This is a genomic window from Wolbachia endosymbiont of Drosophila innubila (genome assembly GCF_021378375.1).
GTDB lineage: Bacteria > Pseudomonadota > Alphaproteobacteria > Rickettsiales > Anaplasmataceae > Wolbachia > Wolbachia pipientis.
Map to the genome: position 1 here is coordinate 885,590 of NZ_CP076228.1, position 15,476 is coordinate 901,065.

General features: G+C 34.7%; 15 protein-coding genes and 2 pseudogenes. 8 read left to right on the forward strand and 9 right to left on the reverse strand.

The window, feature by feature from the left end:
* The first annotated feature begins 285 nt into the window (after positions 1-285).
* The 3 genes from J4T77_RS04795 to dnaN all read left to right on the forward strand — a co-directional run bounded on the left by J4T77_RS04795 (position 286) and on the right by dnaN (position 2,950).
* Complete coding sequence (locus J4T77_RS04795; RefSeq protein ID WP_190321435.1) at positions 286-1,179, forward strand: RNA polymerase factor sigma-32; 894 nt, start codon at positions 286-288, stop codon at positions 1,177-1,179.
* A complete protein-coding gene (locus J4T77_RS04800) occupies positions 1,172-1,669 on the forward strand; it encodes an invasion associated locus B family protein (protein ID WP_006279310.1) in 498 nt (165 codons plus the stop codon). Before J4T77_RS04795 ends, J4T77_RS04800 begins: the two co-directional genes overlap by 8 nt.
* A 123-nt stretch (positions 1,670-1,792) precedes the next feature.
* Positions 1,793-2,950: a DNA polymerase III subunit beta gene (gene dnaN / locus J4T77_RS04805; RefSeq protein ID WP_190321436.1), complete on the forward strand. Its 1,158-nt coding sequence runs from the start codon at positions 1,793-1,795 to the stop codon at positions 2,948-2,950.
* A gap of 79 nt (positions 2,951-3,029) precedes the next feature.
* On the opposite strand, the gene truA is transcribed toward dnaN, so the two are convergent.
* The gene (truA, locus tag J4T77_RS04810) at positions 3,030-3,767 is read right to left on the reverse strand and encodes a tRNA pseudouridine(38-40) synthase TruA (RefSeq protein WP_010963021.1); all 738 of its coding nucleotides are present in this window, start codon (positions 3,765-3,767) and stop codon (positions 3,030-3,032) included.
* Between the two features lie 71 nt (positions 3,768-3,838).
* Positions 3,839-3,961, reverse strand: a pseudogene (locus J4T77_RS04815) (IS630 transposase-related protein); the annotation flags it as partial.
* 47 nt (positions 3,962-4,008) lie between these two features.
* On the opposite strand from J4T77_RS04815, the pseudogene J4T77_RS07585 reads away from it, so the two are divergent.
* Positions 4,009-4,107: pseudogene (locus J4T77_RS07585) on the forward strand (IS5 family transposase); the annotation flags it as partial.
* 138 nt (positions 4,108-4,245) lie between these two features.
* On the opposite strand, the gene J4T77_RS04820 reads toward J4T77_RS07585, so the two are convergent.
* From J4T77_RS04820 to J4T77_RS04830, 3 genes are all read right to left on the reverse strand, one after another.
* Positions 4,246-5,004 carry a cytochrome c1 gene (locus tag J4T77_RS04820; protein ID WP_010963022.1) on the reverse strand — a complete coding sequence of 253 codons (759 nt, stop codon included), beginning with the start codon at positions 5,002-5,004 and terminating at the stop codon, positions 4,246-4,248.
* A 368-nt stretch (positions 5,005-5,372) separates the two neighbouring features.
* Positions 5,373-6,602 carry a cytochrome b gene (locus J4T77_RS04825; RefSeq protein WP_006280242.1) on the reverse strand — a complete coding sequence of 410 codons (1,230 nt, stop codon included), beginning with the start codon at positions 6,600-6,602 and terminating at the stop codon, positions 5,373-5,375.
* 104 nt (positions 6,603-6,706) lie between these two features.
* A complete protein-coding gene (locus tag J4T77_RS04830) occupies positions 6,707-6,877 on the reverse strand; it encodes a J domain-containing protein (protein WP_010082675.1) in 171 nt (56 codons plus the stop codon).
* Positions 6,878-6,945: 68 nt separating this feature from the next.
* Here J4T77_RS04830 and J4T77_RS04835 point away from each other — a divergent pair, with 68 nt between their 5' ends.
* Entirely contained in the window at positions 6,946-8,475 is a 1,530-nt protein-coding gene (locus J4T77_RS04835) for an N-acetylmuramoyl-L-alanine amidase (protein WP_223823148.1), read from the forward strand.
* 19 nt (positions 8,476-8,494) lie between these two features.
* On the opposite strand, the gene J4T77_RS04840 is transcribed toward J4T77_RS04835, so the two are convergent.
* On the reverse strand, positions 8,495-8,746 hold the full coding sequence (locus J4T77_RS04840) for a J domain-containing protein (RefSeq protein ID WP_223823149.1): 252 nt from the start codon (positions 8,744-8,746) through the stop codon (positions 8,495-8,497).
* 169 nt (positions 8,747-8,915) lie between these two features.
* On the opposite strand from J4T77_RS04840, the gene J4T77_RS04845 reads away from it, so the two are divergent.
* Both J4T77_RS04845 and hisS read left to right on the forward strand, forming a co-directional pair.
* A complete protein-coding gene (locus tag J4T77_RS04845; protein WP_022626407.1) occupies positions 8,916-9,479 on the forward strand; it encodes a NifU family protein in 564 nt (187 codons plus the stop codon).
* Complete coding sequence (gene hisS / locus J4T77_RS04850) at positions 9,476-10,702, forward strand: histidine--tRNA ligase (RefSeq protein WP_010963026.1); 1,227 nt, start codon at positions 9,476-9,478, stop codon at positions 10,700-10,702. Before J4T77_RS04845 ends, hisS begins: the two co-directional genes overlap by 4 nt.
* A 20-nt stretch (positions 10,703-10,722) precedes the next feature.
* Here the strand turns inward: hisS and surE are convergent, their stop codons facing one another.
* The gene (gene surE / locus J4T77_RS04855) at positions 10,723-11,475 is read right to left on the reverse strand and encodes a 5'/3'-nucleotidase SurE (protein ID WP_190321437.1); all 753 of its coding nucleotides are present in this window, start codon (positions 11,473-11,475) and stop codon (positions 10,723-10,725) included.
* A 579-nt stretch (positions 11,476-12,054) separates the two neighbouring features.
* Here surE and J4T77_RS04860 point away from each other — a divergent pair.
* Positions 12,055-12,270, forward strand: coding sequence for a hypothetical protein (locus J4T77_RS04860; RefSeq protein WP_190321438.1), 216 nt, complete (start codon positions 12,055-12,057; stop codon positions 12,268-12,270).
* A 272-nt stretch (positions 12,271-12,542) separates the two neighbouring features.
* Here J4T77_RS04860 and ffh read toward each other — a convergent pair whose 3' ends face one another.
* Positions 12,543-13,886: a signal recognition particle protein gene (ffh, locus tag J4T77_RS04865; RefSeq protein ID WP_095742798.1), complete on the reverse strand. Its 1,344-nt coding sequence runs from the start codon at positions 13,884-13,886 to the stop codon at positions 12,543-12,545.
* On the reverse strand, positions 13,871-15,430 hold the full coding sequence (locus tag J4T77_RS04870; RefSeq protein WP_038228212.1) for a proton-conducting transporter transmembrane domain-containing protein: 1,560 nt from the start codon (positions 15,428-15,430) through the stop codon (positions 13,871-13,873). The genes ffh and J4T77_RS04870 overlap by 16 nt, the downstream gene beginning before the upstream one ends.
* Between the last annotated feature and the right edge of the window lie 46 nt (positions 15,431-15,476).

Below are 15,476 nucleotides of genomic sequence, written 5' to 3' on the forward strand. Positions count from 1 at the left end.
TCTTGCCATCTAAGTGGCATGACACTGGGATCTAGAAAAAAGAAATGTGGATTCCAGTGTCAAGGCACTGGAATAACACTATTTGCTATGTGTTTAAGCTATAACGTTTACCATTGTACTGGTAGAATATCATCTAAGGTTACATAATGTTATCCAATTAGCTAACACTGCGGCCTACTGTCTCCAAGAAATTAGATGGAAAATTTGTACTTTTTTCAAATCAAAGCTTGAATTTTTGCTGGAAAATCAATATATTATATGCATGAAGTTTTGATTTAAGTTGTTATGTTGACCTCAATGGCAAACTTATGTGTCGATAGCAGAACCAATCTCATGCAATATATTGCTAAGGTGCAAAAATTTCCTATGCTGTCTCAAGAGGAAGAGGTACGATTAGCAAAAAATTGGAACCAATATAAGGATGTTTCTTCTGCTCATAAATTGATTACCAGCCATTTGAATTTGGTAGTGAAAATTGCAATGAAATTCAAAAATTATGGGCTATTGTTGATGGACCTGGTTATGGAAGGAAATATGGGTTTAATGCACGCAGTGAAAAAGTTTAATCCTGATTTAGGGTTTCGTTTTTCAACTTATGCAGTGTGGTGGATTGAAGCTTCAATAAAAGACTTTATATTGAAATCTTGGTCGTTTGTGAAAATAGGCACAACGCAAGCACAAAGAAGATTGTTTTTTAGTTTACGTAAAATAAAAAAAAGAATTTTACAGTATACAAACAGGGAAACTTTAAATAATGAAGAAATAAAAGCAATATCTAATGAGCTTTCTGTATCCGAAGGAGACGTTCTGCAGATGAATTACCGTATGGCTTGTAAGGATCAGTCGCTAAACGATTGCATAAAAATAGGTGATGACTCTAAAAGGGAGTTGCAAGATATGATCCCATGTAACTTGGTCAGTCAAGAAGTAACCTATCAGAATCATGAAGAAAAAGAATTAAAAGAAACAATTTTAAACAATGCACTAGCGAGTCTCAACGAAAGGGCAAGAGACATTTTTATCAGTAGATATTTGTCTGAAAATATTCAAACTCTGGATGAACTTAGTAAAAAATATTGTGTTTCAAGAGAAAGAATAAGGCAGTTGGCTGAGCAGGCGATGGCTAAGGTAAAACAATATATACAATCTGAAAGTTTGAAATTTGGTTTGCATGCGTAGTTTTTTTATATTTCTAATATTTTTTTCGATAGGCGCTTTTGCATCGGTTAGTGATGTACAATTGAAGGAAAAATATAAAGATTGGCTCGTGTATACTGCATTGGAAGATGGAGAGAAAGTATGTTATATTGTATCCTATCCTAAAAAAAAAAGCGAATATTATACAACCAATCGCAAGCCGTATGTAATGGTTAGTTATGTTGATAAAAAAGCAGATGAGGTAAGCGTTACCTCTGGTTTTCAGTATGATAAGGAGCCTGTAGCTCTCAATATCGACAAAAAAATTAAATATACACTGCCCATAATACAGGGAAGTTTTGCGTGGGCAGAGCATACAAAAATAGATCAAGATCTCATTCTAAAAATGAAGCAGGGATTATCAATGGTAGTTAATGGAAAAACAAAAACAGTGACCATTGATGATACTTATTCCCTACTTGGTTTTCAAAAAGCGTATCAAAAAATGCATGATTTATGCCATACAAAGTAAATTATTGTAACAGAATACCCAGCTATAGTATAAACTAGACTACTCTTTCAATGGAAATATAAATAGCACTTTACTTTATATGGGATGTGGATATCATTTAAAATATATTTTTGAGAGTTAGCAATGTCAGAGGTTGCAGGTGTAGATACAGAAATCAAAAAGCAAAATTCTGTGTGCGAGCAGATGCGTTTTAGCGTGAGCCGCACAAGTCTTTTAAATACATTATCCAGAGTAAGTAGAGTGGTTGAAAGGCGTAATGCAATAGATGTTTTGGCGTGTATAAATATCAAAGCACAACACGGCAGCATAAAATTAATGGCAACTGATCTTGACATTTCAATGTTTGCCTCACTTGCTGCAACCGTATTAACAGAAGGAGAAGTAAAAATTTCAGCGCATACTTTACATGACATAGTGAAGAAGTTACCCGCTGATTTGGATGTCAATTTTGAAGTAAACAACCAAGGAAAATTATTGATGTCTTGCGGAAATGCAAACTTTTCTTTACCGAATGTAGTTTCAAGCAGCTTTCCTGCTCTTGAAGAAGACAATTATAAACATGATTTTACTCTACTAAATACAGACCTGATAGACTTATTAACTAAAACAAAATTTGCTGTATCACTAGATGATACAAGGTATAATTTAAATGGAATATATCTACATACAGATGAGCAATTTCTGTACTGCGTTGCAACTGATGGCCATCGTTTATCATGTATAAAGAGGCCAAAGCCTGGGAACATCAATGGCGAATTTGGTGTGATCATTCCACGTAAAACTGTTATGGAGCTGTTAAAAATATTGGACGATTGTAATGAAATTAAAGTAAAACTCTCAGACAGAAAAATCAAGTTTACATGCGGTGAATATATTCTAATATCAAAATTAATAGATGGAACTTTTCCAAATTATAAAGCAGTTATTCCAGCATCTCAAGATAAGCATATGATTATTGAAAGTAAAAAACTTTCAGACGTTATAGATCGAGTTTCCGTTGTTGTATCTGATAAAGTAAAATCTATTAAATTCTCACTACAAGAAAAGCTGCTAACTCTGCATTCAAACTCCCAAGAGTGCAGTGATGCAACTGAATCCATAGAAGTGGACTACAATGAAGCCCCTATAGAAATAGGGTTCAACTCGCGTTATTTACTTGATGTTCTATCCTGCATAAAAAATAAATGTAAGTTTAGCTTAGCCGATGGTAATAGTGCTATAATTATCACTGATGAAGACGATTCAAGTGCATTATATGTAGTAATGCCAATGAGAACTTAAACTCGTCATCTCGCTGCTTGTTAGCGGAATCTGGAGATACCGTGGCGGTATGGCACTTATTTCACTAGCTTTTATTAAATTAGTAATCTATCTTTACCAAATATAAGCCAAAAGGTGGTGCAGTAACTCCAGCGGCACTTCTTTTGCATTGGTTTAATATATTTAGCATTTCTTGCGGATTGGTTCTATTTTTTCCAAATTCAACTAAAGTACCCACAATAATCCTCACTTGGTTATGTAAAAAGGAAATAGCAGATATTTTGATGTGTATATGATTCCCATTTTGTATTATATCGATATCATCAATTGTTCTTATCGGATTTGCGGCTTGACAATCTTTTGAACGGAAACTTGAAAGGTCATGTTTTCCAAGTAGATGTTTAGCAGCTTCACGCATAATATTTACATCAAGTGGGCTAAACACTTGCCATACATAACCCGTCTCCAGAGCGGCAGGAGCATAGCGATTAACTATTCTATATTCGTAATATCTTTTTTTTGCTGAAAACCGTGCGTGAAAAGCATCATCTACAACTTCTGCATTAAGCACGACTATAGGAATTGATTTTAAATGATAGTTTATTGCATTCCTTATTCTATAAAGCTCAAATTCCTTTTCCATATCAAAATGAGCAACTTGTCCTAAAGCATGAACTCCTGCATCAGTCCTGCCACCACAGTACAAAGTAACTTTCTCACCACTAAAATTAAATATAGCATTTTCTATCTTCTCCTGGATTGAGTTAGCAGAGTGTTGCTGTTTTTGCCAACCAGAGAAATTACTACCATTATATTCTACCGTTATTTTGTATCGCACTGCATTATATCAAGCTCTATCTAAAATAGTCATTTTCTATCTTAACATAATTTATGGTCAAGCCTACAGTGCTGCCACTCCCATAAAGTAGTTCGTCCAATCTTAAATCTTGCTGCCACTGCTTCTCTGCTTTCTTCTTCGTCTAGCGCCTCCATTGCTTTTTTTCTTAAATCATAACTATATGCTGCTGGCATTCAACCTCCTTATCATTATCTATCCTTATCACATCCGGACTTCTATGAAAAGAGCTATAAATCGTGAAAAAGAACTGCTCATTAAGTGCTGTTTGCTTAATAAATTTACTGACATTGGTATGGCTAAATTCGAAATGGCTACATGAATTTATCGTAAATTATTACCGTATAAGGTACGATGCGACAAAGCCATCCCAGTGTCAGCTACTCGGATGACACCGTCATAAAGGAACCAGTGTTAGCTACTTGGATGACAACCATTGTGCTTGAGGCAAAATTGACTATCACTTCTTTTTATAGAGCTTGCTCCAAACTTTGTTGTTAGTTAATACAAAAAACACTGTTAAAATTATAAAATACGCCACTACTTTTAATCCAAGTTTATGCCGGCGCTCTAATTCTGGCTCTGCTGCCCATTGTAAAAAATTTATCACATCATACGCCATATTTTCAACTGTGGCTTGCCTTGCACCATCATATTCCACCATTCCTTCAGAAAGTGGTGGCGCCATAGCTAATCTGCCTGTTGGAAAATACGAATTAAAATATAAATCATTTTCATCGTGTTCGCCGTTTTGATAGCCTGTTAACAATGAATAGACATAATTTGCACCATCATGCCTTGCTTTAATAATTAATGATAAGTCTGGTGGGACTGCACCATTGTTGCTTGCTGCAGCTGCTTCTTTTGTATCAAAAGGCGCAATAAAATAATCCGAAGGTACTCCAGGTCTGTCAAACATTTCACCCAAATCATTCGGACCATCTTTAACTTGATAAGAAGCTGCTATTTGTTTTACATCTTCTTCAGAAAAACCGACATCTTGCAAATTACGAAATGCTACCCTATTCATTGAATGACAAGCAGCACAGACTTCTTTATACACTTTATAGCCACGCTGAATTGACTCTCTATCGAAAGATCCGACAATTCCATCAAATTTCCAGTCTATTTTCTTATTTGGTGATGATTTAAATTCTTCTGCAGATATAAGACTAGATAGAAATAACATGCAGAAGATTGCAAATACATTAGATCCCATGCATAACCACTGTTTTAGTAAATTTCGAATTGATGTCATGCAAGTAGCTGACACTGGAATCCAGCTTATTTCATCACTGACATTATGGTTATCATGCACTCCTAGAATCTGTTGTCCATTGCATGATTTGTAAGTATTTTTATACCTGGATCCCAGTGTCAAGCACTGGGATGACAACGGAAGATAGTGGAATGACACTGTGTGTTGTATACAACGTTCATACAATTGTGTACATGATGCTGGAATCCATTTATTTTTTTTCTGGATCCCAGTGTCAAGCACTGGGATGACAAAAGAGGGCTCTGGGATGACAGAAGAGAGCTCTGGGATGAAAGAGAATTTTGTAAGAGATCTGCTTTGAATTGACATCACCTCATCTCCGGCACAGAATCACTTAAGGTTTTTGGTGGTTCTTTTGGCTTTTCATACTTACTAAGCAGTGGTAAAACTATCACAAAGTATGCAAAGTAATAAAGAGTAGATAGCCTACTCATAGTGATGTAAGGCTCTTTTACCTCTTGTCCTCCAAGCCAGGCAAGAAGTACAAAATTTATTGCAAAAACCCAAAAAAATTTCTTAAACACCGGGCGATAAGCACCACTTTTAACTTTTGATTTATCAAGCCAAGGTAACAAAAACCACACTAAAATAGACGCAAACATGGTAAGCACACCAGTAAGTTTATCTGGAATTGAACGTAGCATTGCATAAAAAGGTAAAAAATACCACTCTGGCACTATATGTACCGGAGTGACCATAGAATCAGCTTCTATATAATTGTCTGGATGCCCAAGATAATTGGGAGCATAGAAAACAAATGCGAACAAAACTACAAAAAACAGACCAAAAGTTATGCAATCCTTGACTATATAATAAGGATAGAGAGGGATGGTATCCTTATCTGATTTTACCTCCACTCCACTTGGGTTACCAGAGCCAAACCTATGCAGAGCTATCACATGAAGCATAGCTAAAGCAATAATAACAAAAGGCAGAAGATAATGCAGAGCGAAAAAACGGTTAAGTGTTGGGTTATCCACTGAAAAACCACCCCATAACCATATAACTATTTTATTGCCAATTAAAGGTATAGCAGAAAATAAGTTGGTTATAACTGTTGCACCCCAGAAACTCATTTGTCCCCAAGGCAATACATATCCCATAAAGGCAGTTGCCATCATTGCAAAAAATATAAATATTCCAATAAACCACACCATCTCTCTCGGTCTTTTATAAGATCCGTAATATAATCCACGCATTATATGAACATAGACTACCATAAAGAAAAGCGATGCTCCAACAGCGTGAGTGTAGCGTATTAACCACCCGTAATTCACATCTCGCATTATGCGCTCTACACTATTAAACGCATAATCAACATGCGGAGTGTAGTGCATAGCAAGAAATATACCTGTTATTATTTGTAAAATCAGCGCTATACCAGCCAAAGAGCCAAAGTTCCAAGCATAATTTAAGTTTTTTGGCACTTGGTAAGAAGCAGTGTGTCTTAGAAAAGAAAATATAGGCAATCTATATTCTATCCATCCTAATATGCCTTTTTCTTCTTTTATTGTTTCTTTTTTGTTATCTTCCTGCATAACTTAAACCTTTCTGAACACATGTCCATTGCTACTTTTATCTTATTTTTTTATTGTAGCAACTTATCCTTTACGCACAAATAAAAACTTTAAAGCAATATTAATTACCTCTTCAGCAACCTGTCACGTGCTGCGTTTAATTTTTGTGCAAAATATTCCGAGCCTCCTTTATCTGGGTGAACTAATTTCATTAAATTTTGATATGCTTTATTGATTTCATTTTGGTTCGCTCCAGAATCTATTCCTAGCACTTTAAATGCTCCATCTCTGAACATGTTACTACTACCAGACTAGTATGATTTTGTCTTGTAAATTTATTCAACAACCCTATTCTAACTATATAATGAAAAATTATCTACAAAGTGTTTATGAAGATGGTATGAAAATCCAACTATCTAAAGTCAACAAATATTTATTAGTTTTACTGATTACTGTCTCAGCATTTCTCATATCTGGGCAAGTATCCAGTTCAAGCAATATCGAGAATGATTTTCAAGATTTACAAGAAAAATTACCATTATTGAAAGATCAGGATTTGTTATTTTTAGATCCAGCTTCAGCTTTAAATTATGGTGATAGGGCAGGTAAAAAAGTGTTAATGGTTATAGTTCACCATACTGAAACATCAACACTAAAAGGTACAAAAGATACGCTGAATGCTAGAGGATTGTCAGTTCATTTTATTGTCGATAGGGATGGCAGCATCACCTTAATGGTTCCATTAGAGAAAGAAGCATGGCATGCTGGTATTAGTTATGCAAGAGTTAAGGTAGATAGTAAGCTTGAAGAGTTACGGAAGCTTAACAACTATTCTGTAGGTATTGAAATTGTAAACACAGGACTTGAGCCTTTTCCGGAAGAGCAAATGAGATCTGTTAAAGAGCTGATTTTATACCTTATGGAGCGTTTTAAAATTAAAAGGGATATGATATTTAGTCATTCTGAAATAGGAACTATAGTGTATGATCCAGAGCTTGGCTATACAATGCGTAAACCAGATCCACACAAATTGTTTGATTGGGAGTTATTAGAGAAAAATGAAATTGGATTGCACATAAGTGACAGAATAAACCCTAAAGATGCTAAACACAAAATGGGCAAAACATTGTATAAAGCAGGTGATAGAAATGAAGGTATTTTGAAATTAAAACAAAGGCTGAACAGATTTTTCTATAAGATAGAACCTTGGAATGATAAGAAAGGTAATGTAATTTTTCCTGATAATAATGCTGATTACTCAGATGAGTTTGATGAGAATTTTGTATGGGTTATTTATCAGTTTTCAATACATAATTTACCAAGAGAAATTAGAAAAGATCTACCTCTTAAACTAGAACAAGCAGATATATTTCCTGAATTCTTTAGTGAATATAGTCATGGCATTTCTTCTAGTTATCTAACCTTTAGTGAAAAAATTAAATCGACTCTACAACCATGTTTAAGCAAAGTAGATTATGAGAATTTATTATCTTCTCTTGCACAATATGAGAATAACATTTCTCCTGATGCATCTACCACTTTAATGTACAAAATTAAGTTATACTATGATTCTTATTTAAGATATCGCATATGGTCTTCACTCTATAAACCATTTAAGCTTAATGTATTGGAAGAGTTAGAGATTTTAAAGAGTGGAGTGTTATCTTTAAAATCACTAGATAGCTCTAAAGCTGCAGAAGTTTCCAGTTTAATTGATAGCTTTAAAGTAGATATTTCTTTAGAATTTCAGGGTTTTGAAAAACAGTGGTTTCAGGAGTTTAAGAATGCTTGGAGACAAGAATTTATACCTTCCCTGGAAGAACAGATAACATGGACTGCACTACATGAAGCAATATTGGAGTATTTAGAAAAAGCAAAGGAAGAAATTCGTTAAACGAAAACTTTTTTTAAGATCACTTTTTTAACAATTTATCACGTGCCGCATTTAGCTTTTGCGCAAAATATTCCGAGCCTCCCTTATCTGGGTGAACTAATTTCATTAAATTTTGATATGCTTTATTGATTTCATTTTGACTTGCCTCAGGATTCAGCCCCAGTATCTTTAATGCTTCATCCTTGGACATGTTATCACCAGTGTAATTTTCAGTATAACTTCTACTGCTACTAAATTCGTTCAAAAACTTACTCAATATAGAGTTCATCATGAAACTCATATTATTTTTTTTTGTCAGGAAAAGAAAAAATATAACAACGCTAGGCAAGACAAATGTAATTACTATGAATACTAAAAAAAGAAAAAAGATGAATGACATGTATATTTTTTTATCATTTTATGATTAAATAGTAACAATTATAATTGTCATGGTAAATAACATGTTCATCCAGATTGAAGAAACACCAAACCCAAATACGCTAAAATTCCTTCCTGGATTTGAAATTTTAAACGAAGGAGAAACTGCTGATTTTTCAAATGCGAATGAGATAAAAAATTCTAAACTAGCAGCAAATCTTTTTCAAATAGAGCATGTGGTAAGAGTATTTTTCGGTCATGATTTTATTTCAGTAACAAAATTGGATGGAATTAATTGGGATATATTAAAAGTAGAAGTTTTAACTACAATCATGAATCACTTTACTTCTGGTGGAAAAGCACTAGATAAAGAAGAAGTGAATGATCCAGATGAAGAATTTTTTGATAAAAATGATATAGAAATTGTAAATAGAATAAAAGAATTGATGGAAAGTCATATCAAACCTGCAGTTGCTCAAGATGGTGGCGATATCAAATTTCGTGGCTATAAAGATGGAATAGTTTATGTTGAGTTGCAAGGAGCTTGCTCTGGATGCCCAAGTGCTGCAATTACTTTAAAGCAAGGAGTGCAAAATATGCTGAGCTACCACATACCAGAGATTGCAGGTATAGAGACCACACTATGACTAATCAAACGGTTAGAGGAACAAAAGATCTCCTGTTTGATGAATGGTACAAGTTTAAATACATAGAGCAAACAGCAAACAGAATCTCAAGTTTATACGGCTTTTTGCCCGCCCAAACTCCAATATTTGAGTGCACGGAGGTTTTTACAAAAACCTTAGGTGATAGCTCAGACATCATCACTAAAGAGATGTATAGCTTCAATGATAAAGGGGGAAAGAGCATAACTTTACGTCCTGAGTTCACTGCAGCGATTGTCAGGCTACTCATTGAAAAAAAACTGCAAACACCGATAAAATTATTCTCAACAGGACCTGCATTTCGCTATGAAAGACCGCAAAAGGGAAGACAAAGGCAATTTCATCAGATAAATTTTGAGGTTTTTGGCATAGAAGATCCAAAAGCTGATATTGAATTGATATCACTCGCTCAGCACTTACTAACTGAATTTGGCATCAATAAAAATGTAAAGCTGGAAATCAACTCTTTAGGTGATGGTGAAACAATAACTAAATATAGAGAAGCTTTGATCTTATACTTTACAAAGTATCAAAATGATCTATCAGAAGATAGCAAAAATAGGTTGATCAAAAATCCACTCAGAATACTGGATTCCAAGGATGAGAAAGATAAATCAATAATTTCTGATGCGCCTAAAATCAGCAATTATTATACGAAAGAGTCCTCAGATTTCTTTGAACAAATACTAAATGGATTAACAATTCTTGATATACCTTATACCGTAAACAATAAACTAGTTCGAGGTTTGGATTATTATTGCCACACAGTGTTTGAGTTTGTTACAGAGGATTTAGGTGCACAAGGGGCAGTTTTTGCCGGTGGAAGATACGATAATTTAGTATCTTCAGTAGGTGGAAAACACACTCCAGCAATAGGATTTGCAGGGGGTATTGAGCGCATAATGGAGTTAATCAATTATTCTCCGAAAGAAGAGCGACCTATTTACCTAATTCCAATCGGTAGAGAGGCTGAAAAACATGCTTTAACACTTGCAAATGAATTGCGCAGAAATGGTTTATATGTAATCTATGAATATAGCGGAACGCTCAGAACCCGAATGAAAAAAGCAAATCAAGCAAATGCTAAAGCTGCTTTAATCTTTGGCGATGAAGAATTGAGTAGTAAAACTTTAAAGATTAAAAACATGGATACAGGTGAAGAAAAAATAATTGCTCGCGATAACACAATAGAAAATATCTATTAGGAGCAATGCAAATGTTTTTCTCAGTCAGCTATAGAAGAAAATTCGTCTGCACAAGAATTTTTCATAGTATTCAAAGTATCATAATCTGTAAAATCTAATTTTACCGGTGTAATAGTAATAAATCCTTCTTTTATTTTATTTATACTACCACTGCCTGAGTGCTCTCGAGACCAATTTAAGCTAAAAGAGCCATTCGAATTTTCAGTAAAAGTTAAATCCCCATCAATGTTATATTCACCTTGTTCAGCAAATTCTACTCCTTTTACTTTTTCCGTAGCAGGAAAATTTACACTCATCACTATGTTTTTAGGCCAACCAACCTTAACTAGCTTGGCAATAACCTTTGGTGCAAAAACCTTTGTATTGTGCCAGTCTATTTTATCATGATAAACTTGGCTCAGCGCAATAGAAGGTATAGACCTTGCAGCACCTTCCATTACAGCACCAATTGTTCCTGAATAACAAATATCGTCCCCGACATTTGATCCAATATTTACTCCGGACAATATTAAGTCTGGTTTTTTATTCATAACTTTATTTAGCGCAATAATGACACAATCTGCAGGAGTACCAGACACACTAAATTCCCTTTCACTATGTTGTTTTATTCCAATAGATTGTTTCACTGGATAATCAAGAGATCTTGCAGCTCCGCTTCTATCAGTATCTGGTGCCACTATCCATATTTCTGACGCAAAATTCCGTGCAACCTCTTTGAGTAATTTTATTCCTTCACCTCCAAAGCCATCATCGTTTGTTATCAATATTATCATATACAATACTCAGCTATACAGCTCCAAATTATGTAAACCACTGGCTGTAAATAAACTCATGAGGCTTTAAGTTTCTTTGCATAACTGTGGACTGTAACAAAGAACCTGCTGTAAATCAATAGATTTCTTGCACAGGCCATAACTGTCATTACAATAGAAACGAAAAAACTTACTTGACAAACTCCGCCAGCCCCCTTATCATGAAACTGAAGCTATTTATTTATCTTCTCTGTACAGATTAAATGACAAAAAAACTCACGTATCTGGCGTCTCATGTTTAATTTTTTGCACTATGTGCACCTTATGTCTTTATCAAACTTCTACCTACATAAGCTGAAACGCGCTTATAAAGCGTTTAAAACATAAAAAAAACGCCAACTTAAAAAATGGATAGTGAATAACTAGCTACCCTAGGGTTTCTTTTGCCTTTTTTTCTGTTTAGTAAATTTCTTAAATATTTATAGCTAAACGACAACCGTCATCCCGCTGCTTGTTAGCGGGATCTAGAGATACCGCGAATGAATCGCGGTATGACGTAGGACTGCTGTTATTCCAGTCTGGAATCCAAAAAAAAGGATGATGTCATCCCAGTGCCCTGACTACTTGGATCCAGTTTTCTTTACAAATTCACAAAAAGTGCTTCATTCTATAACGCAAAACCCATACTCACCAAACCCAATGCATTACTTGCAATTAAGTTTCCTGGATCCAAGTAGTCAGGGCACTAGGATGACAAGAGAAAGAGGCTACTGGGATGACAGCTACCCTGACAATCGTCATCCCACTACGTGTTAGCGGGATCTAGAGATACCACGGCGGTATGACGGTTCGCAGCGGTATAGTAACTCGTCATCCCGCTGCTTGTTAGCGGGATCTCTTGTTAGCGGATGAGATACCGCGAATGAATCGCGGTATGACGTGTTGCTTGGATCAGCTATAGTATTTCTTAAAATTAATAATAAATTTCTTGGCTAGCAAGAAGCTGTAAATTTTTTTGCGAGACCTAAGCCGCTTTTGATATAGCTAAAGGTTTACTGATGATTTGTCTCATTCCACTACCTGCTGACTTACTTTCTGCTTAGCATATCCATCAAATCAGATTCTTTGAGTTTACTATGGTCAACTTTACTGAACTTATTTACCATAGAGCTCATTTGATTATACTGCTTAATTAGAAGATTAATGTCAGTTACAGTTGTTCCGGACCCCTTAGAAATTCTAAGTCTTCTTTTGCCATTTAAAATATCTGGATTTTGCCTTTCTTTTTCAGTCATTGAGTTTATGATGGCTATATATTTTTTCACTTTATTGTCATCTGGCACACTGCTACTTAGCTTTTTTGTAAATGAACTAGGAATGAATTTCATTATGTTGCTAATGCCATCCATTTTACTCAGAGTTTTTAACATTCCCACTAGGTCGTTTAGGTCGAATTTACCTTTTTTCACTTTCTTTTGTAACTTATCAATTTCTTCCTGACCAACAATCTCAGCAGCTTTTTCAACCAATGAGACAACATCACCCATGCTAAGTATCCTTTTTGCAATTCTATCGGGATAAAAATCATCGAGGTCACTTAATTTTTCACCACAAGCAATAAATTTAATTGGACAATCGGCGATCATTTTCATAGAAAGAGCAGCACCACCACGTGCATCACCATCAACACGGGTGAGAATAATGCCGGTTACACCTATTACCTCATTGAATGATTTGGCAATGTTGACCGCATCCTGGCCTATCATTGCGTCGGCTACTAAAATAACTTCTGCAGGTGAAGCTATTTCCTTTACGGCTTTCAACTCATTCATCATATTATTGTCAATATGAAGCCTGCCTGCAGTGTCTAGTATTAATACATCATAATTATCGTTCTTTGCTATTGCTATTGCCCTTTTTGTAATTGTAATGGGCTTCTCATCTATTACTACAGGTAAAGTTTGCACATCTATTTGTTTACCTAGCACTTCAAGTTGTTTCTGGGCAGCAGGCCTATAAATGTCTAAAGAGGCAAGCATCACTTTTTTCTTTTGCTTTTTTAGTTTTAAAGCAAGCTTTCCTGAGGTAGTTGTTTTACCTGCACCTTGTAAGCCCACCATCATAATCACAGCAGGGGGTTTAACTGCTAGATTTAAGTCACTTTTCTCTGATCCGAGAACTGCAACTAAATTATCCTGTACAATTTTAATTATCATTTGTGCTGGAGAAACACTTTTTATGACTTTTTCCCCAATCACTTTATCTTTAATGTCGTTGATGAATTTTTTTGCAACTTCAAGTGAAACGTCAGCTTCAATTAAGGCTATGCGTATTTCACGCATGGCAAGATTAAAATCATCTTCAGAAATGATTGACTTTCCTCTCAGTTTACTAAATACAGAATTTAAACTTTCAGTTAACGATTTAAACATAATAGCATTAGTAGAATACTCATTAAAAAGAGAGAAGAAGCTGAAACAAAACTCACTGAGTTATAACTCAGCACTTCTTTAAGTTTAGTAATATTATTAAAGTATAAACCAACAAGTGGATTAGTCAAGTTTTGCACTACGCTGGCAAACATTTCTCTAGTTTTAGAGACTAACTGATTGAACAGCAAGATAATATAGGGTATGAAAGCTCTAAAAATCCAATCAACATCCATTTTAAAATTTACTCTCGGGTAAAATAACTTGCGTAAAGGAATAAACAATAAAGTGGTACATAGTAATAAATTAAATTGCGACCAAATATTTTTTGTGTTGTACACAAAATCGAAAATCGAAGGTTTATTGTAAATAGGTAAGTAAGGATTGCCAGCGATTACGCATATAAATGCTAAAATAATCATAGTCATTTTGCTTCCTCTCTCTGCTAAAGGTTTTGACTTACTTTTTGCAATAAATAAGTAATAAAGAAACTTTAGCCCCACGCTTAAATGAAGCAGCAAATTTAGAAGCTTATATAAATTTTTATACCCTTTTAAGGCAACAGTGTTCATTTCAATTTCAGCTGTGATATATGATTTACTGATAAATCCAACGGTTCCAGGAAATGCAGCCATTGTAAGTATTGCGATTATAGCACACATGCCTTCCACTGACATCAGTTTACCCACTCCATTAAAACTAATTGTTTTTGTTTGTGAAATAATCGAATTACTGACCACAAACAATAATGATTGATAAACAAGAGAGAAGATTATATGCAGTATCAAAATTGGTATTGCTTTTTCCGAAGGACTGAGCAAACTTCCTGCAATAATCAGCAAGCCCATTTGTCCTACAACGTTATAGCATAAAAATCTGCGAATATTTTGCTCAAGAGAAGCAAATATAATGCTGTAAATTGCAGTGATGGCGCCTACAAGCGCTAATATTTCAGTACAATCTTGCCATAGGTTATAAGTGTGTAAAAGCATCACTAAAAAAGAGACTTTAGTGGTAAATAAAGAGAGATATGTGGTGCCATGTAGCGATGCAGCAGGATATGCATCAACAACCCAAAATGAAAAAGGAAAACAAGCGCAGTTTATCAATAAACCCAAAATTATCAGGTTAGTGCTTTGAAGTGCCAATCCTGCTATTAATATAACTCCAACGAAAAAGTGTACACAAGCGTACCTTATTGCAGGTCCACTATCTCTACAGCTAGCTGCGATAATAAAAAATGCACTGATGGTCATTAATTCACAGAATATTATAACCAATATCATATGTTCAGATAAAACTGCATAAAGTGAACTAATAGTGTAAGCAGCAAAAGATAGCATCTCTGAAAAAGTCAAATTTTGTGCTGGTAGAACAGCTAAAAATGCAACTGATAAAAAAGATATTAGTATGGTACGAAAAGATAAATCAAAATCTAGAATTGGGAGAGACCAATTTACTGCAATGCTCAAATTTTCAGGTAATTTTAGGACTATAACTATTAATACAGTCAGTAGAAGTAACAGTGACGATTTATAAAGTTGCACAATAATTAAAACCAATATGGTTTATGCTATCTCAATATATGAATAA